Annotated in this window: 12 protein-coding genes and 1 pseudogene; 7 read left to right on the top strand and 6 right to left on the bottom strand. The window is 73.4% G+C overall.

Annotation, left to right across the window (positions count from 1 at the left end; genetic code table 11):
• Positions 1–132: 132 nt before the first annotated feature.
• Together AB0D93_RS28670 and AB0D93_RS28665 are read left to right on the top strand one after the other, a co-directional pair.
• Positions 133–603, top strand: a complete 471-nt coding sequence (locus AB0D93_RS28670; RefSeq protein ID WP_362125073.1) for a DNA starvation/stationary phase protection protein — start codon at positions 133–135, stop codon at positions 601–603.
• 122 nt (positions 604–725) lie between these two features.
• The gene (locus tag AB0D93_RS28665) at positions 726–1,004 is read left to right on the top strand and encodes a hypothetical protein (RefSeq protein ID WP_362125056.1); all 279 of its coding nucleotides are present in this window, start codon (positions 726–728) and stop codon (positions 1,002–1,004) included.
• On the opposite strand, the gene AB0D93_RS28660 is transcribed toward AB0D93_RS28665, so the two are convergent.
• From AB0D93_RS28660 to AB0D93_RS28650, 3 genes are all read right to left on the bottom strand, one after another.
• A complete protein-coding gene (locus AB0D93_RS28660; RefSeq protein WP_362125053.1) occupies positions 952–1,716 on the bottom strand; it encodes an SDR family NAD(P)-dependent oxidoreductase in 765 nt (254 codons plus the stop codon). The two genes, AB0D93_RS28665 and AB0D93_RS28660, sit on opposite strands and share 53 nt — an antisense overlap.
• 184 nt (positions 1,717–1,900) lie before the next feature.
• The gene (locus AB0D93_RS28655; RefSeq protein ID WP_362125051.1) at positions 1,901–2,746 is read right to left on the bottom strand and encodes a DNA-formamidopyrimidine glycosylase family protein; all 846 of its coding nucleotides are present in this window, start codon (positions 2,744–2,746) and stop codon (positions 1,901–1,903) included.
• Positions 2,747–2,809: 63 nt separating this feature from the next.
• Positions 2,810–7,777, bottom strand: coding sequence for an ATP-dependent helicase (locus tag AB0D93_RS28650; protein ID WP_362125048.1), 4,968 nt, complete (start codon positions 7,775–7,777; stop codon positions 2,810–2,812).
• A gap of 107 nt (positions 7,778–7,884) precedes the next feature.
• Between AB0D93_RS28650 and AB0D93_RS28645 the strand changes: the two are divergent.
• The 3 genes and pseudogenes from AB0D93_RS28645 to AB0D93_RS28635 all read left to right on the top strand — a co-directional run.
• Positions 7,885–8,943, top strand: a pseudogene (locus AB0D93_RS28645) (AraC family transcriptional regulator); the annotation flags it as partial.
• Entirely contained in the window at positions 8,847–9,659 is an 813-nt protein-coding gene (locus tag AB0D93_RS28640) for an AzlC family ABC transporter permease (protein WP_362125045.1), read from the top strand. The pseudogene AB0D93_RS28645 and the gene AB0D93_RS28640, both read left to right, overlap by 97 nt.
• Positions 9,656–9,964 (top strand): AzlD domain-containing protein, encoded by a 309-nt coding sequence (locus AB0D93_RS28635; protein WP_362125042.1) that lies wholly within the window; start codon positions 9,656–9,658, stop codon positions 9,962–9,964. Before AB0D93_RS28640 ends, AB0D93_RS28635 begins: the two co-directional genes overlap by 4 nt.
• Before the next feature lie 27 nt (positions 9,965–9,991).
• Here the strand turns inward: AB0D93_RS28635 and AB0D93_RS28630 are convergent, their stop codons facing one another.
• Positions 9,992–10,936, bottom strand: coding sequence for a hypothetical protein (locus tag AB0D93_RS28630; protein WP_362125040.1), 945 nt, complete (start codon positions 10,934–10,936; stop codon positions 9,992–9,994).
• Between the two features lie 80 nt (positions 10,937–11,016).
• Between AB0D93_RS28630 and AB0D93_RS28625 the strand changes: the two genes are divergently transcribed.
• Together AB0D93_RS28625 and AB0D93_RS28620 are read left to right on the top strand one after the other, a co-directional pair.
• Positions 11,017–11,211, top strand: a complete 195-nt coding sequence (locus AB0D93_RS28625; RefSeq protein WP_208898434.1) for a DUF3046 domain-containing protein — start codon at positions 11,017–11,019, stop codon at positions 11,209–11,211.
• 123 nt (positions 11,212–11,334) lie between these two features.
• Positions 11,335–12,582, top strand: coding sequence for an AI-2E family transporter (locus AB0D93_RS28620; RefSeq protein WP_362125036.1), 1,248 nt, complete (start codon positions 11,335–11,337; stop codon positions 12,580–12,582).
• 77 nt (positions 12,583–12,659) lie between these two features.
• Here AB0D93_RS28620 and AB0D93_RS28615 read toward each other — a convergent pair whose 3' ends face one another.
• A complete protein-coding gene (locus AB0D93_RS28615) occupies positions 12,660–13,406 on the bottom strand; it encodes a hypothetical protein (RefSeq protein ID WP_362125033.1) in 747 nt (248 codons plus the stop codon).
• A gap of 193 nt (positions 13,407–13,599) precedes the next feature.
• Positions 13,600–13,974 carry a hypothetical protein gene (locus AB0D93_RS28610; RefSeq protein ID WP_362125030.1) on the bottom strand — a complete coding sequence of 125 codons (375 nt, stop codon included), beginning with the start codon at positions 13,972–13,974 and terminating at the stop codon, positions 13,600–13,602.
• Positions 13,975–14,090: the final 116 nt, after the last annotated feature.

Below are 14,090 nucleotides of genomic sequence, written 5' to 3'. Positions count from 1 at the left end.
GCTCCCGGTTGACCTGGAGCAGCCGGCCGGGGTTTTTGCCGTTTCCTGCCCTGTATGCGTCCGTTTGCCGGGCTTGTGCGGTGCGGTCATGGTGGGAGGGACGTGACGGCGCCGAAGCACCGGAGGAAGCGGATGTACGTCGTGAAGAGCCCGTTGGCCGACGCGGACCTGAAGACCGTGACCGAGGCGCTGCAGGGCGCCCTCGTGGACCTGGTGGACCTCTCCCTGGTCGCCAAACAGATCCACTGGAACATCGTCGGACCCCGCTTCCGTTCCATCCACCTCCAGCTCGACGAGGTCGTCGCCTCCGCACGCACCCACTCCGACACGGTGGCCGAACGGGCCTCGGCCCTCGGCGTCCCGCCCGACGGGCGCGCCGCCACGGTGGCCTCCGGCAGCGGCATCGACACCACTCCGGCGGGCTGGATCAAGGACGGCGACGCGGTCGGGGCGATGGTGAACGCACTGGGCGCGGTGATCACCCGGATGCGGGAGCGGGTGGCTGCGACGGGAGAGCCGGACCCGGTGTCGCAGGACATCTTCATCGGGATCACGGCGGACCTGGAGAAGCACCACTGGATGTTCCAGGCGGAGAACGCGTAGCGGTTGGACCGGGCCTCGTCCCGGGGTCCGACGGGCTGATGCGTGTGCCCCCGTGAGCCCACAGTGCGCCTCCCGCGCCGGGCAGACGGCGATCTAACGTCCGGCAGGAGGTGGTGGCGGGCATGCTGGGGCGGACAGCGCGCTGGGTGGTCGGGCTGGTGCTCGGGGCCGTGTGGTGGTGGGCCGTGCTGCGGCTCGCCCTTGGTCGGGGCGCCGGTGTCGTGGAAGGAGCCGTCGCGGCCGGCGGGTGGGGGCTGAGCCTGCTGCCGGTGCACTGTGTGCCCAAGGGGCGGGCGGCCGGGGCCGTGCCGACGGGGCGCTGGGTGGCCGCGTGGCGGGTGGGGAACGTCACCACGGCATCGCCACACCCCCGTTCGGGCGAAGTATCTGACCCGTCGTGAACCCCGACGCGCCCGACGCCAGATACAGCACCGCGTGCGCGACGTCGTCCGGTTCGCCGACCCGGCGCAGTGGGGCCATGCGAGCCATCGTGCCCTCGGTGTGCGCCTGGGCCTCGCGGTCGTGGCGGTCGGTCATGGGGGTGCGGATCCAGCCCGGCGCGATCGCGTTGACCCGGATGCCGTGCGGGCCGACCTCGGTGGCCAGCGTCTTGGTCAGCTGAACCACGGCCGCCTTCGCCGCGCCGTAGCAGAGCAGCCCGGGGCCGCCGGTGTCGATCGCGCCGGATGCCATCGTGACGATGCTGCCCGGCGTGTCATGGGCCAGCATCAGGCGGGCCGCCTCCTGGCAGGCGTAGAGCACACCCTTGAAGTTGACGTCCAGCACCCGGTCGAGGTCCTCGTCGCGGGTCTCGAGCACGGGGCTGCTGTGCATGATCCCGGCGATCGCCGCCATCACGTCCAGGCGCGCGCAGGACCGGACGGCCTCGGCGAGCCGTGCCCGGTCGGTGACGTCCAGGACGTGGGTACGGGCCGTGCCGCCGCGCTTCTCGATCAGCTCCGCCGTGCCCTGCAGGCCGTCCGCGTCCCGGTCCGCGCAGTGCACCGTGGCGCCCGCCTCGGCGAGCAGCACGGCGGAGGCCCGGCCGATGCCGGCGGCGGCTCCGGTGACGAATGCGGTGCGTCCGGTGAGGTCGTACGCCGTCAGAGGCATGAAGTGACGGTACGAGCGTATCTGACGATCCGTCAATTAGCGGGAAGCGGCGATCGGTTCCGGGTCCCCGGTCACTGTGGCGGTGGGGTGCGTAGCTTGGTCGGTCGGGACGTCGGCGGCTCCGGGCCGGGCACACTCCGCCCGGATGCCGTCGATCGGGTGGCCGGCGGCGCGCGGTGCGTCGTCAGGGGGTGCGGCGGGGGTAGCGGTCCCGCCAGCGCTGTGGCGAACCGGGGGCGGGAGCGGGGCCCGTCTGGCAGGTGGGACACCAGTAGGTGGGGCGTTCCTGGGAGCCGTCACCCTGGTCGGCCACGCGGACCTGGGTGTGGCAGCGCAGACAGGGCCGGGGCGCGCGGCCGTAGACGAACAGGTCGTGCCGGTGCAGGCCCGTGGTCTGCCGCACGGGCCGGTCCCGGTTCGCCTCCAGGAGTCTCTTGGCGAGCGTCGGCAGTTTCTCGGCGCGGTCCGCGGGCAGCGCGCCGACCGGCAGCCACGGGGTGACACCGAGCAGGAAGCACAGCTCGCTCTTGTAGATGTTGCCGATGCCGGCGAGGTTGCGCTGGTCGAGCAGGGCTTCGCCGAGCGGGCGGGCGGCATCGGCGAGCACGTTGGCGAGGGCGCGCCCGGGGTCCCAGTCGGGGCCCAGCAGGTCCGGCCCCAGATGGCCGACGACCCGCTCCTCCTCGGTCGTGCGCAGCAACTCCAGAACCTGGAGGCGGTAGCCCACGGCCGTGCGGTCGGCTGTGCCGAGGACCGCCCGGATCTGGTGTGCCGGCCCGCCCCGCCAGCGCTCGCCCGTGGCGTACACCTTCCACGTCCCCTCCATCCGCAGATGCGTGTGGAGGGTCAGGCCGCCCTCGAACCGGGTGAGGAGGTGCTTGCCGCGCGGGATCGTGCTGAGCACCGTACGGCCCGTGAGGTCGACCGTCGCGTACTTCGGCACCCGGAAGTCGCTGCGGGTCAGCGTCTTGCCCGCGAGGGCCTCGTGCAGCCGCTTCGCGGCCTGCCAGACCGTGTCACCTTCGGGCATGCGTCAAGGGTGCCACGGTCGGATGAGGCGGGCGGTCGGCGGCGGTGGGGCGCTCGGGGGCGGTCATGGTCTCAGGCGCAGGCCGCGCGGCGTGGCCACGAAACCCGCTCCTTCCAGGAGCGCGCCTATGGGGCTGGTCAGGGCCTGGGCGCCGTTGACCCGCTCGACCGTGACCGTGCCGAGGGAGCCCGCGCGGGCCGCCGCGGCCAGGGCCTCGGCGGCCGTACGCAGCCGGGGGTCGTCCGGGGGCGCGGTGTCCGGGGCGGCGGGCCAGGCCAGCAGTGTCTTGCCACCGCGTTCCATGTAGAGGGTCAGCTCGCCCTCGACCAGGACGACCAGGGAGCCTGCCTTGCGGCCCGGCTTGTGTCCGGCACCGGTCGGCGGCTCGGGCCAGGAGAGGGCCCCGCCGTAGGCGTTGGCGGGGTCGGCAGCGGCGAGGACCACGGCACGGGGGTCGGGCGCGGCGTTGTTCGTGCGACCGCCGTATCCCCGGTTCGCCGGTGAGCCGTAGCCGCCGGCTCCGCTTCCTCGGGGGCCGCCGTAGCCGGGGGAGGCGAAGGGGTCGGCGAGGTCGCGGGGCGAGACGTAGTCACCGGAGCCGGGCGGGGGGTCCGCCGGTGGCCAGGTGAAGTCGCCGTCGAGACCGGGGTGGGCGAAGCCGCCGTCGGTGTCGCCGAAGGCGGCGGGCAGCGCGTGGTCGTGGGGCGCGCCGTCGCTTCCCCCGAAGGCGTCCGGGAAAGCCGGTTCAGTGAAGCCGCTCCGGTTGCCCGGGCCGGTCAGGCTCTCACCACGGTCGCGGGCGTTGGACACCGCGCGGAGCCGGTCCACCGCCCCGTCCATGGCGAACTGGGCCGCGCCCAGGCCCTCGACGACATAGCCGCGCCGCGCCTGGCCGCTCTCCTCGAACGCGGACAACACCCGGTACACCGCTGAGAAGCCGCCCTCGACCCCCTCCGCGGCGACCGCGCCGCGGGTCACCACGCCGTGCCGGTCCAGGAGGGTGCGGGCCAGCGCGTGGGCGCGCACGGTGGCGTCCGGTTCGGCCACGGGGAGCAGTGACCAGCGGCCGGCGACGGTCGGCGGGCCCGTGCGGGAGGCGGTGCGCGCGGCGGCCGTCAGCGAGCCGTAACGCCCCCGCGGCACGGACCGCTTGGCGCGGTGGGCGGTCGATCCCGCCGTACGGCCCGAACCCAGCACGGAACGCATCGGGGCGAGGGTGTCGTTGGTCAGTCGGCCCGACCAGGCCAGGTCCCAGAGCGTGTCGGCCAGTTGGGGGTCGGTGACGTCGGGATGAGTGGTGGCACGGACCTGGTCGGCGATCTGGCGGAAGAACAGGCCGTAGCCTCCGGAGAGCGCGTCCAGGACGGACTGGTGGAGGGCGGTGAGCTCCAGGGGATGGGGCGGGGGAAGCAGCAGGGGGGCCGCGTCCGCCAGATAGAGGGAGACCCAGCCGTCCTTGCCGGGCAGGGCGCCCGCGCCGGCCCACACCACTTCTCCGGCGGCGGTGAGCTCGTCGAGCATCGAGGGCGTGTAGTTCGCCACGCGGGAGGGCAGGACCAGCTTCTCCAGCGCGGAGGCGGGCACGGAGGCGCCCTGCAACTGCTCGATGGCGCGCACCAGTCCGTCGATGCCGCGCAGACCGTGACCCCTGCCGATGTGTTGCCACTGCGGCAGGAACTGGGCCAGCGCGGCCGGCGGCACGGGCTCCAGTTCGTGGCGCAGCGCGGCGAGGGAGCGGCGGCGCAGACGGCGCAGTACGGCCGCGTCGCACCACTCCTGGCCGATGCCCGCCGGGTGGAACTCGCCCTGGACGACCCGGCCGTTCGCGGCGAGCCGCTGCAGAGCGCCCTCGGTGACCGCCACACCCAGGCCGAAGCGGGCCGCGGCCGTGGCCGACGTGAACGGGCCGTGCGTGCGGGCGTACCGGGCGAGGAGATCGCCGAGCGGGTCCTTCACCGGCTCGGTGAAGGCCTCGGGCACGCCGACCGGCAGGGCCGTGCCGAGCGCGTCGCGCAGCCGACCCGCGTCCTCGATCGCCGCCCAGTGGTCGGCTCCGGCGATCCGGACCTTGATGGCCCGGCGGGCGGCGGCCAGTTCCGGCGCCCACTGCGTGTCGGCGCCACGCGCGGCCAGCTCGGCGTCGGTCAGCGGGCCGAGCAGCCGGAGCACATCGGCGACGCTCTCCACGTCCTTGACCCGGCGGTCCTCGGTGAGCCACTGAAGCTCGCGCTCCAGCTCGGTCAGCACCTCGGCGTCGAGCAGTTCACGCAGCTCCGCCTGGCCCAGGAGCTCCGCCAGCAGCCGGGAGTCCAAGGACAGCGCGGCGGCGCGCCGCTCGGCCAGCGGAGAGTCGCCCTCGTACAGGAACTGGGCGACGTATCCGAACAGCAGGGAGCGGGCGAACGGGGACGCCTCCGGGGTGGTCACCTCGACCAGGCGCACCTTGCGGGACTCGATGTCACCCATCAGTTCGACGAGCCCGGGGACGTCGAAGACGTCCTGGAGGCACTCGCGGACCGCCTCCAGGACGATCGGGAACGAGCCGAACTCGCTCGCCACCTGGAGCAGTTGGGCCGCACGCTGACGCTGCTGCCACAGCGGGGTGCGCTTGCCGGGACTGCGGCGCGGCAGCAGCAGCGCGCGGGCGGCGCACTCGCGGAACCGGGAGGCGAACAGGGCGGAGCCGCCGACCTGGTCGGTGACGATCTGGTCGACCTCGCCCTTGTCGAAGGCGACGTCCGCCGCGCCGACGGGCGCCTGCTCGCTGTCGTACTCCGTGCCGGCCTTCATGGGCGCCTGGTCGAGGAGGTCCAGTCCCATCAGGTCCGCGTCGGGCAGGCGCAGCACGATGCCGTCGTCGGCGTGCATGACCTGCGCGTCCATGCCGTACCGCTCCGACAGGCGGGCGCCGAGCGCGAGGGCCCAGGGGGCGTGCACCTGGGCGCCGAAGGGGGAGTGGACGACGACCCGCCAGTCGCCCAGCTCGTCACGGAAACGCTCCACGACGATCGTGCGGTCGTCCGGCACATGGCCGCAGGCCTCGCGCTGCTCGTCCAGGTACGACAGCACGTTGTCCGCGGCCCAGGTGTCCAGCCCCGCCGCCAGCAGGCGCAGCCGGGCGTCGTCCTTGGGGAGCGAGCCGACCTCGCGCAGGAACGCGCCCACCGCCCGGCCCAGTTCGAGCGGGCGGCCCAGCTGGTCGCCCTTCCAGAAGGGCAGCCGGCCCGGCACGCCCGGTGCGGGCGAGACCAGGACCCTGTCACGGGTGATGTCCTCGATGCGCCAGGAACTCGTGCCCAGCGTGAAGACGTCCCCGACCCGGGACTCGTAGACCATCTCCTCGTCGAGCTCGCCGACCCGGCCGCCGCCCTTCTTGGGGTCGGAACCGGCGAGGAAGACCCCGAACAGGCCGCGGTCCGGGATCGTGCCGCCGGAGGTGACGGCCAGGCGCTGGGCGCCCGGACGGCCGGTGATCTCGCCGGTCACGCGGTCCCACACCACGCGCGGGCGCAGCTCCGCGAACGCGTCGGACGGATAGCGGCCCGCGAGCATGTCGAGGACCGCCGTGAACGCCGACTCGGGCAGTGACGCGAACGGGGCCGCACGGCGGACCACGGCGAGCAGGTCGTCGAACTGCCAGGCGTCCAGTGCCGTCATCGCGACCAGCTGCTGTGCGAGGACGTCCAGCGGGTTCGCGGGCACCTTCAGGGACTCGATCGAGCCCGTCCGCATCCGCTCGGTGACCACGGCCGCCTGCACGAGGTCACCGCGGTACTTGGGGAAGACGACACCGGTGGAGACCGCGCCCACCTGGTGTCCCGCGCGGCCGACGCGCTGCAGCCCGGAGGCGACCGAGGGCGGGGACTCGACCTGCACGACCAGGTCGACGGCGCCCATGTCGATGCCCAGCTCCAGGCTGGAGGTGGCGACCACGGCGGGCAGCCGGCCCGCCTTCAGGTCCTCCTCGACCAGGGCGCGCTGCTCCTTGGAGACCGAGCCGTGGTGCGCGCGGGCGATCACCGGGGGCGCGCCCTGGGCCGCGCCCGAGCCGCCCATCAGCTGGGCCGGGGAGTGGTGTTCGTCGAGGGTCTCGCCGGTCGCCCGCTCGTAGGCGATCTCGTTGAGCCGGTTGCACAGGCGCTCGGCGAGGCGCCGGGAGTTGGCGAACACGATCGTGGAGCGGTGGGACTGGACCAGGTCGGCGATCCGCTCCTCCACATGGGGCCAGATCGACGGCCGCTCCGCGCCCTCGCCCGCGTCGGCCGCCGGGGCGCCGCCGAGTTCGCCCATGTCCTCCACCGGGACGACCACGGACAGGTCGAACTCCTTGCCGGACTCCGGCTGGACGATCTCCACCTTGCGCTGCGGCGAGAGATAGCGGGCCACCTCGTCCACCGGGCGGACGGTGGCCGACAGGCCGATCCGGCGGGCCGGTCGCGGCAGCAGCTCGTCCAGCCGCTCCAGGGAGAGCGCGAGATGGGCGCCGCGCTTGGTGCCCGCGACCGCGTGCACCTCGTCCAGGATCACCGTCTCCACGCCCGTCAGCGCGTCACGCGTGGCCGAGGTCAGCATCAGGAACAGCGACTCGGGGGTGGTGATCAGGATGTCCGGCGGGCGGGTGGACAGGGCGCGGCGCTCGGCCGCCGGGGTGTCGCCGGAGCGGATGCCGACCCTGACCTCGGGCTCGGGCAGGCCCAGGCGCACGGACTCCTGGCGGATGCCGGTCAGCGGACTGCGGAGGTTCCGCTCGACGTCGACCGCGAGGGCCTTCAGGGGGGACACGTAGAGAACCCGGCAGCGCTTCTTCGGGTCGGCCGGCGGCGGGGTCGAGGCCAGCTGGTCCAGGGCGGCGAGGAACGCGGCCAGCGTCTTGCCCGAGCCGGTCGGGGCCACCACCAGCACGTCCGAGCCCGCACCGATGGCCTGCCACGCGCCGGACTGGGCCGCGGTGGGCGCGGAGAACGCCCCCGTGAACCAGCCGCGGGTCGCGGGGGAGAAGCCGTCGAGGGCTCGGTGTGCGGAGCTGACCATGCGTCCATCCTGCACCCGCCCACTGACAATCGCGCTGACCTGGGCAAACGCGAGGTGGTGCGGAGCGTGCGGGGCTGCTCGCGGGCGGCGGGGCGGAGAATGGGCCCATGGCGGACGGAGCTCGGCGGGGCGAGGAGCGGACGGGTGGGCAGACGGGTGGGCGGACGGCCGGGCGTCGGCCGGTGGAGCGTGCGCGGCACTGGCGGTACGACGACCTGCCGGGCGTCGACCTGCTGCGGGCCCGGTACGTCCACAAGACCTTCGTCCGGCACACCCACGAGCACTTCGTGATCGCGGCCATAGCCGACGGCGTCGAGGTCTTCCACCACCGCGGCTCCGACGTGTACGTCCCCGCCGGGGCCCTCGCCCTGGTGAACCCGGACACCCCGCACACCGGCCGGGCCGGCGTCCCCGAGGGCTGGCGGTACGGCGCGGTCTACCCTTCGCCCGAGGTGGTGGCCGCGATCGCGGCCGAGACCACTGGCATCCGGGGCACACCGGGTTTCGTCAGCCCCGTCCTCGACGACCCCTACACCGTCCGCCTCGTGCACGAGGTGCTCCGCGCCGCCGACGAGGGCAACGCGCTGGCCGCCGACACCCTGCTGAGGGTCGCCGTGACCAGGCTGCTGCGGCTGAACGGCGGCCCGCTGCCGCAGCGGCAGGTCCGCACGGCCGGAGCCGGTGTCGCGGCACGCGCGCGTGCCGTGCTGGACGAGCGGATGGCCGAGCCGCCGACCCTGGAACGGCTGGCCACGGACCTCGGCACCAGCCCGTTCACACTGCTGCGGGCGTTCCGCGACGCCTACGGCATGCCGCCGCACACCTGGCTCACCGACGCTCGCGTGCGCCGCGCCCGCCTCCTGCTGGACACGGGAACACCCCCCGCCGAGGCGGCCGTGTCCGTCGGCTTCACCGACCAGCCCCACCTCAACCGGCACTTCACCCGCATCGTCGGGGTGACCCCGGGGGCCTACCAGCGCGAGCGCAGGGACGCGGGCGAGCCGAAGAACGTGCGCGGGCGCAAGAACGTACAAGACCCGGACTGAGCCCTGCCCGTACCGTCCGGCACGTGGCACAGCGGACAGCACTCGCGGACGGCACCGCCGACGACACCGAGAAACCCGACCGGGCGGTCGTACGGGACGCCCTCGGGGTCGGCGTCGCCGTCGGCCTGTCCGGATTCGCCTTCGGGGTGACCTCGGCGGGCAGCGGGCTCGGACTGCTCCAGACCTGCGCGCTCAGCCTGCTGGTCTTCACCGGCGCCTCCCAGTTCGCCCTGGTCGGGGCGCTGGCCGCCGGAGGCAATCCGTTCACGGCGGCCGCCGGCGCCTTCTTCCTCGGCGTGCGCAACGCCTTCTACGGGCTACGGCTGTCGCACCTGCTCGCCCTCCCGCGCGCGGTACGGCCGCTCGCCGCCCAGTGGGTGATCGACGAGACCACTGCGGTCACCCTGGCACAGCCGACCCGGCGCGCCCGCCGCATCGGCTTCACCGTCACCGGGCTCACGCTGTACGCGCTCTGGAACCTCACCACGCTGCTCGGCGCGCTCGGTGCCAAGGCCATCGGCGACACGCGCGCGTGGGGCCTGGACGCGGCCGGCCCCGCCGTGTTCCTGGCCCTGCTCGCGCCGATGCTGAAGACGACCACCGAGCGGGCGGTCGCGGGCCTCGCGGTTCTGCTCGGCCTCGGGCTGCTCCCCGTCCTGCCGGCCGGTGTGCCGGTCCTGGTGGCGGCCCTGGCGGCACCGATCGCCCTCGTCGCCGAGGGCCGCCGCGGGGCGCGTGGCCGGCCGGAGGCCGGCGCCGTGAAGGAGCCGGGCGCCCTACTGGAGTCCCGCGCGGCGGGCGGACCGGCGGAGCCGGAGTCGGAGGAGGACCGGTGAACACCTGGATCGCGATCGGCTTGACAGCGTTCGGCTGCTACGCCGTCAAGCTCGCCGGACTGCTGGTGCCCGCGGGGGCCATGGAGCGGCCGTTCGTACGGCGGCTCGCCGCCCTGCTGCCGGTCGCCCTCCTGGCCGCGCTCACGGCTCAGCAGACGTTCGCCGACGGGCACGCGCTCGTGCTGGACGCGCGCGTGGCGGGGCTCGGGGCGGCTGCCGTCGCGCTGGTGCTGCGCGCGCCGTTCCTGCTGGTCGTGGCGGCTGCCGTCGTGGTGACGGCGGGCGTGCGGGCTCTCGGAGGATGACGCGCGTCCGCCCCGCCCCGGGCTGGCTCAGCCCACGAAGCGCCCGTACGCCCGCAGCGTGCGCAGCGCCTCGATCGTCACCAGGGGGCGGGCTTCCAGCGCCGGGGCCGGTGCCCACTGGCGCCACCGGACCGGCCAGCCGCCGTCGTCCTGCTGCTCGGCGGCCAGATGGTCCAGGGAGCGTGCGATCTCGTCGTCCGTGAACCACGCGCGCGCGAGTGAGTCCGGGCTTCTGGCGAAGTCGTGCGGGAAGTGGTGCTCGCCCGGGGCGTAGCCGGGCGCCACCGGACACGCGTCGAGCCGGTCCGGGTCCAGGGCAGCGAGCTGCTGCTCCCGGACCATGCGGCCGAGCCGGTCCGCGGCGGCCTCCGCGCGCGAGCGGTCGGGAGCCGAGTCCAGGAAGGCCACGGCGGCCTCCACCTCGTACGGATGGGACTTCTCCAGGGACTCCACGGCCTGCCAGCAGAAGTCGGTGGCCCGGAACAGCCAGGCGTGCCACACCTCGTTGCGGTGCAGGAGACCGACCACCGGTCCGGTGGCCAGCAGTTCGCTGGGAGGGTCGTCGACGACCGGCACGAACGGCGCCGCCGGATACCCGCGCTGACCTGGATGGATCGCCGGCAGGGCGCCGTCCGCGGTGGAGATCGAGGTCAGATAGCGGCACACGCGCTCGACCCGCTGCCCGCCGCAGCGTCCGATCGCGTCCAGGACCCGCAGCGCGTGCGCGACGTGCAGCGGCTGACTGACGGGGCCGCGCAGATCGGGCTCCAGCGCGTGCCCGTACCCGCCGTCCTCGTTGCGGTAGGCGTCCAGCGCCGCCTCCACCGCGTCCGGGGTGCCGTGCAGGAAGTGGTACGCGAAAAGGCGCTGCTCCAGCACGCGCGCGGTGAGCCATACGAACTGCTCGGCGCGGAAGAGCGGGGAACGCGCCGGGGGCGTGGAGGGGAGTGGGGAAACTCCGGTTTCGGCCATGCGTCAGACCGTAGGACGGAAAGCGGTCTCGACAAGCGCTCCCGGCCGGGGCCCACCCCCAGGGGCGGGATACTGGTGTCATGCGGTTGACGGTCTTCTGGCAGCGGATGGCGGAACACTTCGGTCCGGGGTACGCCGACACCTTCGCGCGTGATCACGTCATGTCGGAGCTCGGCGGGCGCACGGTGAACGAGGCGCTGGACGCCGGCTGGGACGCGAAGGACGTGTGGCGCGTGGTCTGCACGGTCATGGACGTGCCGGGCGAGCGGCGGTGAGGCGTCGGCCCAGCTGCCCGAAACGCCCTGATTGTCCATGAAGAGCTCGACCGTACGCCACCGATCGGTCACGAAGACCGCAGGTGGGCGCGGGTTGTCGGTGGCGTGGGCGAGACTTGGCGCGTGGCACCCACTGACGAGGACAACGAGTCGCCGACCCGGAACACGGCACCGACCGGCACGACCGCGCCCGAGCGGCCCCCGGCCCCCGGCGCCGCCGCTCCGGCCGCCCGCATGCCGCGCTGGCTGCCGCGCGCCATGGTGCTCGCCCTCGCGCTGATCGCCGCGTTCCAGCTCGGCACCTGGGCCTTCCACCAGCTGACCGGGCTGTTGGTCAACATCTTGATCGCGTTCTTCCTGGCCCTGGCGATCGAGCCCGCGGTGAGCCGGATGGCCGCCCGCGGGATGCGCCGGGGGCTCGCCACCTTCCTGGTCTTCCTCGGGCTGACGGTCGTTGTCGCCGGGTTCGTGACCCTGCTCGGCTCCATGCTGGCCGGCCAGATCATCAAGATGATCGAGGGCTTCCCGGCCTACCTCGACTCGCTCATCAACTGGATCAACGAGACCTTCCACACGGATCTGCGGCGCGTGGACGTCCAGGAGGGCCTGCTCCACTCCGACTGGTTGCGCAAGTACGCGCAGAACAGCGCCGCGGGCGTCCTCGACGTCTCCGCGCAGGTGCTCGGCGGGCTGTTCCAACTGCTGACGGTGGGGCTGTTCTCGTTCTACTTCGCCGCCGACGGCCCCCGACTGCGCCGCGCCCTGTGCTCCGTGCTGCCGCCCGCGCGCCAGGCCGAGGTGCTGCGCGCCTGGGAGATCGCCGTCGACAAGACGGGCGGCTATCTCTATTCGCGCGGCCTGATGGCGCTGATCTCCGGCATCGCCCACTACATCCTGCTCCAGACGCTCGGTGTGCCGTACGCGCCCGTGCTCGGTGTCTGGGTGGGGCTGGTCTCGCAGTTCATCCCGACCATCGGCACCTACCTCGCCGGCGCGCTGCCGATGCTGATCGCGTTCACCGTCGAGCCCTGGTACGCGGTGTGGGTGCTGGTGTTCGTCGTGATCTACCAGCAGTTCGAGAACTACATGCTCCAGCCCAAGCTGACGGCCAGGACGGTCGACATCCACCCGGCGGTCGCCTTCGGCTCGGTCATCGCGGGCACCGCCCTGCTGGGTGCCGTCGGCGCGCTGATCGCCATCCCGGCGGTGGCCACCCTCCAGGCCTTCCTGGGCGCGTACGTGAAGCGGTACGCCGTCACGGACGACCCGAGAGTGCACGGGCACCGCGGCCGGGGGCCAGGCGGCGCCGGGATGCTGGCGCGCATACGCCGGCCGCGGACCGTGCAGCCCGAACCGGAGGAGTCGTCGTAGCCCTGCGCATCCCGAAGGCGGACGTAGTGGTCCGGTGACGGGAGGAGGGGTCTCGGGTCGGTGCGGTACGGGTCCCGTCATTGGTACGTCAGCACGGCCCACACTCCTGCTCCGGCGACGGCCGCCGTGTAGCAGCCGACCGCCGTGGCCACGATCCGCCGGCGCGTTCCCTCGCCCCAGGGGGAGCGCGACAGGAGCCAGGCCAGCGTGGGCAGGACGAGTACGGCGTGCAGGCTCACGCCGTGCAGGGGCTTGAGCGGGGCCGTCGAGTGATAGGCGGCCTCTTGGTGGCCGGCCCGGGTCAGTACGACCCCGCGCGCGATCATCGCCGCTCCGGAGGCCAGCGCCACGAGCAGGATCGCGAACCCGGAGCGGATGGCGAGCGGCATGCCGGCGGGGCCTCGCGGCCGGTTCCGGAAGGACGCCACGGCGAACGCCGTGAGCACGACGACCAGGACACCGCCGCCCACCGCGAGGCACATGGACACCGCTGTGTCGAAGGGGGTCTCCATGTTCAGGTGCGAGGGCACCCGGCGCCACGCCTGGAGGGTGATCCCGCCGACCTCCAGCACGCAGTCGGCGGCGAGGACGAGCAGCAGGATCGAGCGCAACCGCGGGCCCAGGCGCAGGTACGACGTGACCCAGGTGACCGCGATCAGCGTCAGCCCGAAGGAGACCCCGAAGGTGACGGGCTTGCGCCAGGAGACGGGGCCGTCCCACGGGCCGCCGTCGACCGCGAACACCACCAGGTGGGCGAGACCGGACAGGACCAGGGCGAGGCCCGTCGTGCGGCAGAGGCGATCGGCGGCGCGCGGATTCTTCATGGGCCAAGGCTCCCGGGGCGCCCCGCCGTGGTCGTCGTCCGGCCGAAGACACCCGTCGTACACCGCCGGGAGTAGCGGTGACCGGTGCTGATGTCCTATGCCATCGAAGTTCGAGCTCGTGCCATCGAAGTCTGAGCGATGCCCGCGCCGCGGCGGTGCCTCCGCGTGTCGACCGTGACGGCAGCGATGTCGATCAGGAGGTCAGACGCCCGGTCTGGGGGTCGAAGCAGATGAGACCGAGAGTTCGGGCGAGATCTACGGCAAACGACGAGGCCTCCTGGTGTTTGCTGAAGACCATGCCGAAGTAGAACAGTGGGCCGCTGGCGTTGTTGATCAAGGGGCCGTCAGACCAGGGGCTGGCGTCCTCGTCCTCTTCGTCGTCATCGGGGCTCAGGTCGGGCCAGCGCGTCACCAGCGCCTCGACGTACTGCCTGATCAAGGGGGCCGGCGGAGTCTTCTGGCCTCCCATGCGCCTCATGTGCTTGCGGTAGAGGTCCTGGAAGGTCGTCGTTGCCGTCGCATCGTCGGCGGGGCGGACGCCTTCCCAGACAGCCAAGTCGTAGCTCATGGCCGCATTGTGCTCGACGCGACTGACAGGCACGCCGTTGGCTCACTCCTCAGGCCCGAGCCGGGCTTTGCCCCGGTCGCGGCCGAACAGCTGACGAGGGGGTTCCGCGCACCGTG

Source organism: Streptomyces sp. NPDC048191 (genome assembly GCF_040652655.1).
GTDB lineage: Bacteria > Actinomycetota > Actinomycetes > Streptomycetales > Streptomycetaceae > Streptomyces.
The sequence above is the reverse complement of the archived record's forward strand: the minus strand, read 5'-3'. Positions and strand labels throughout refer to the sequence as shown.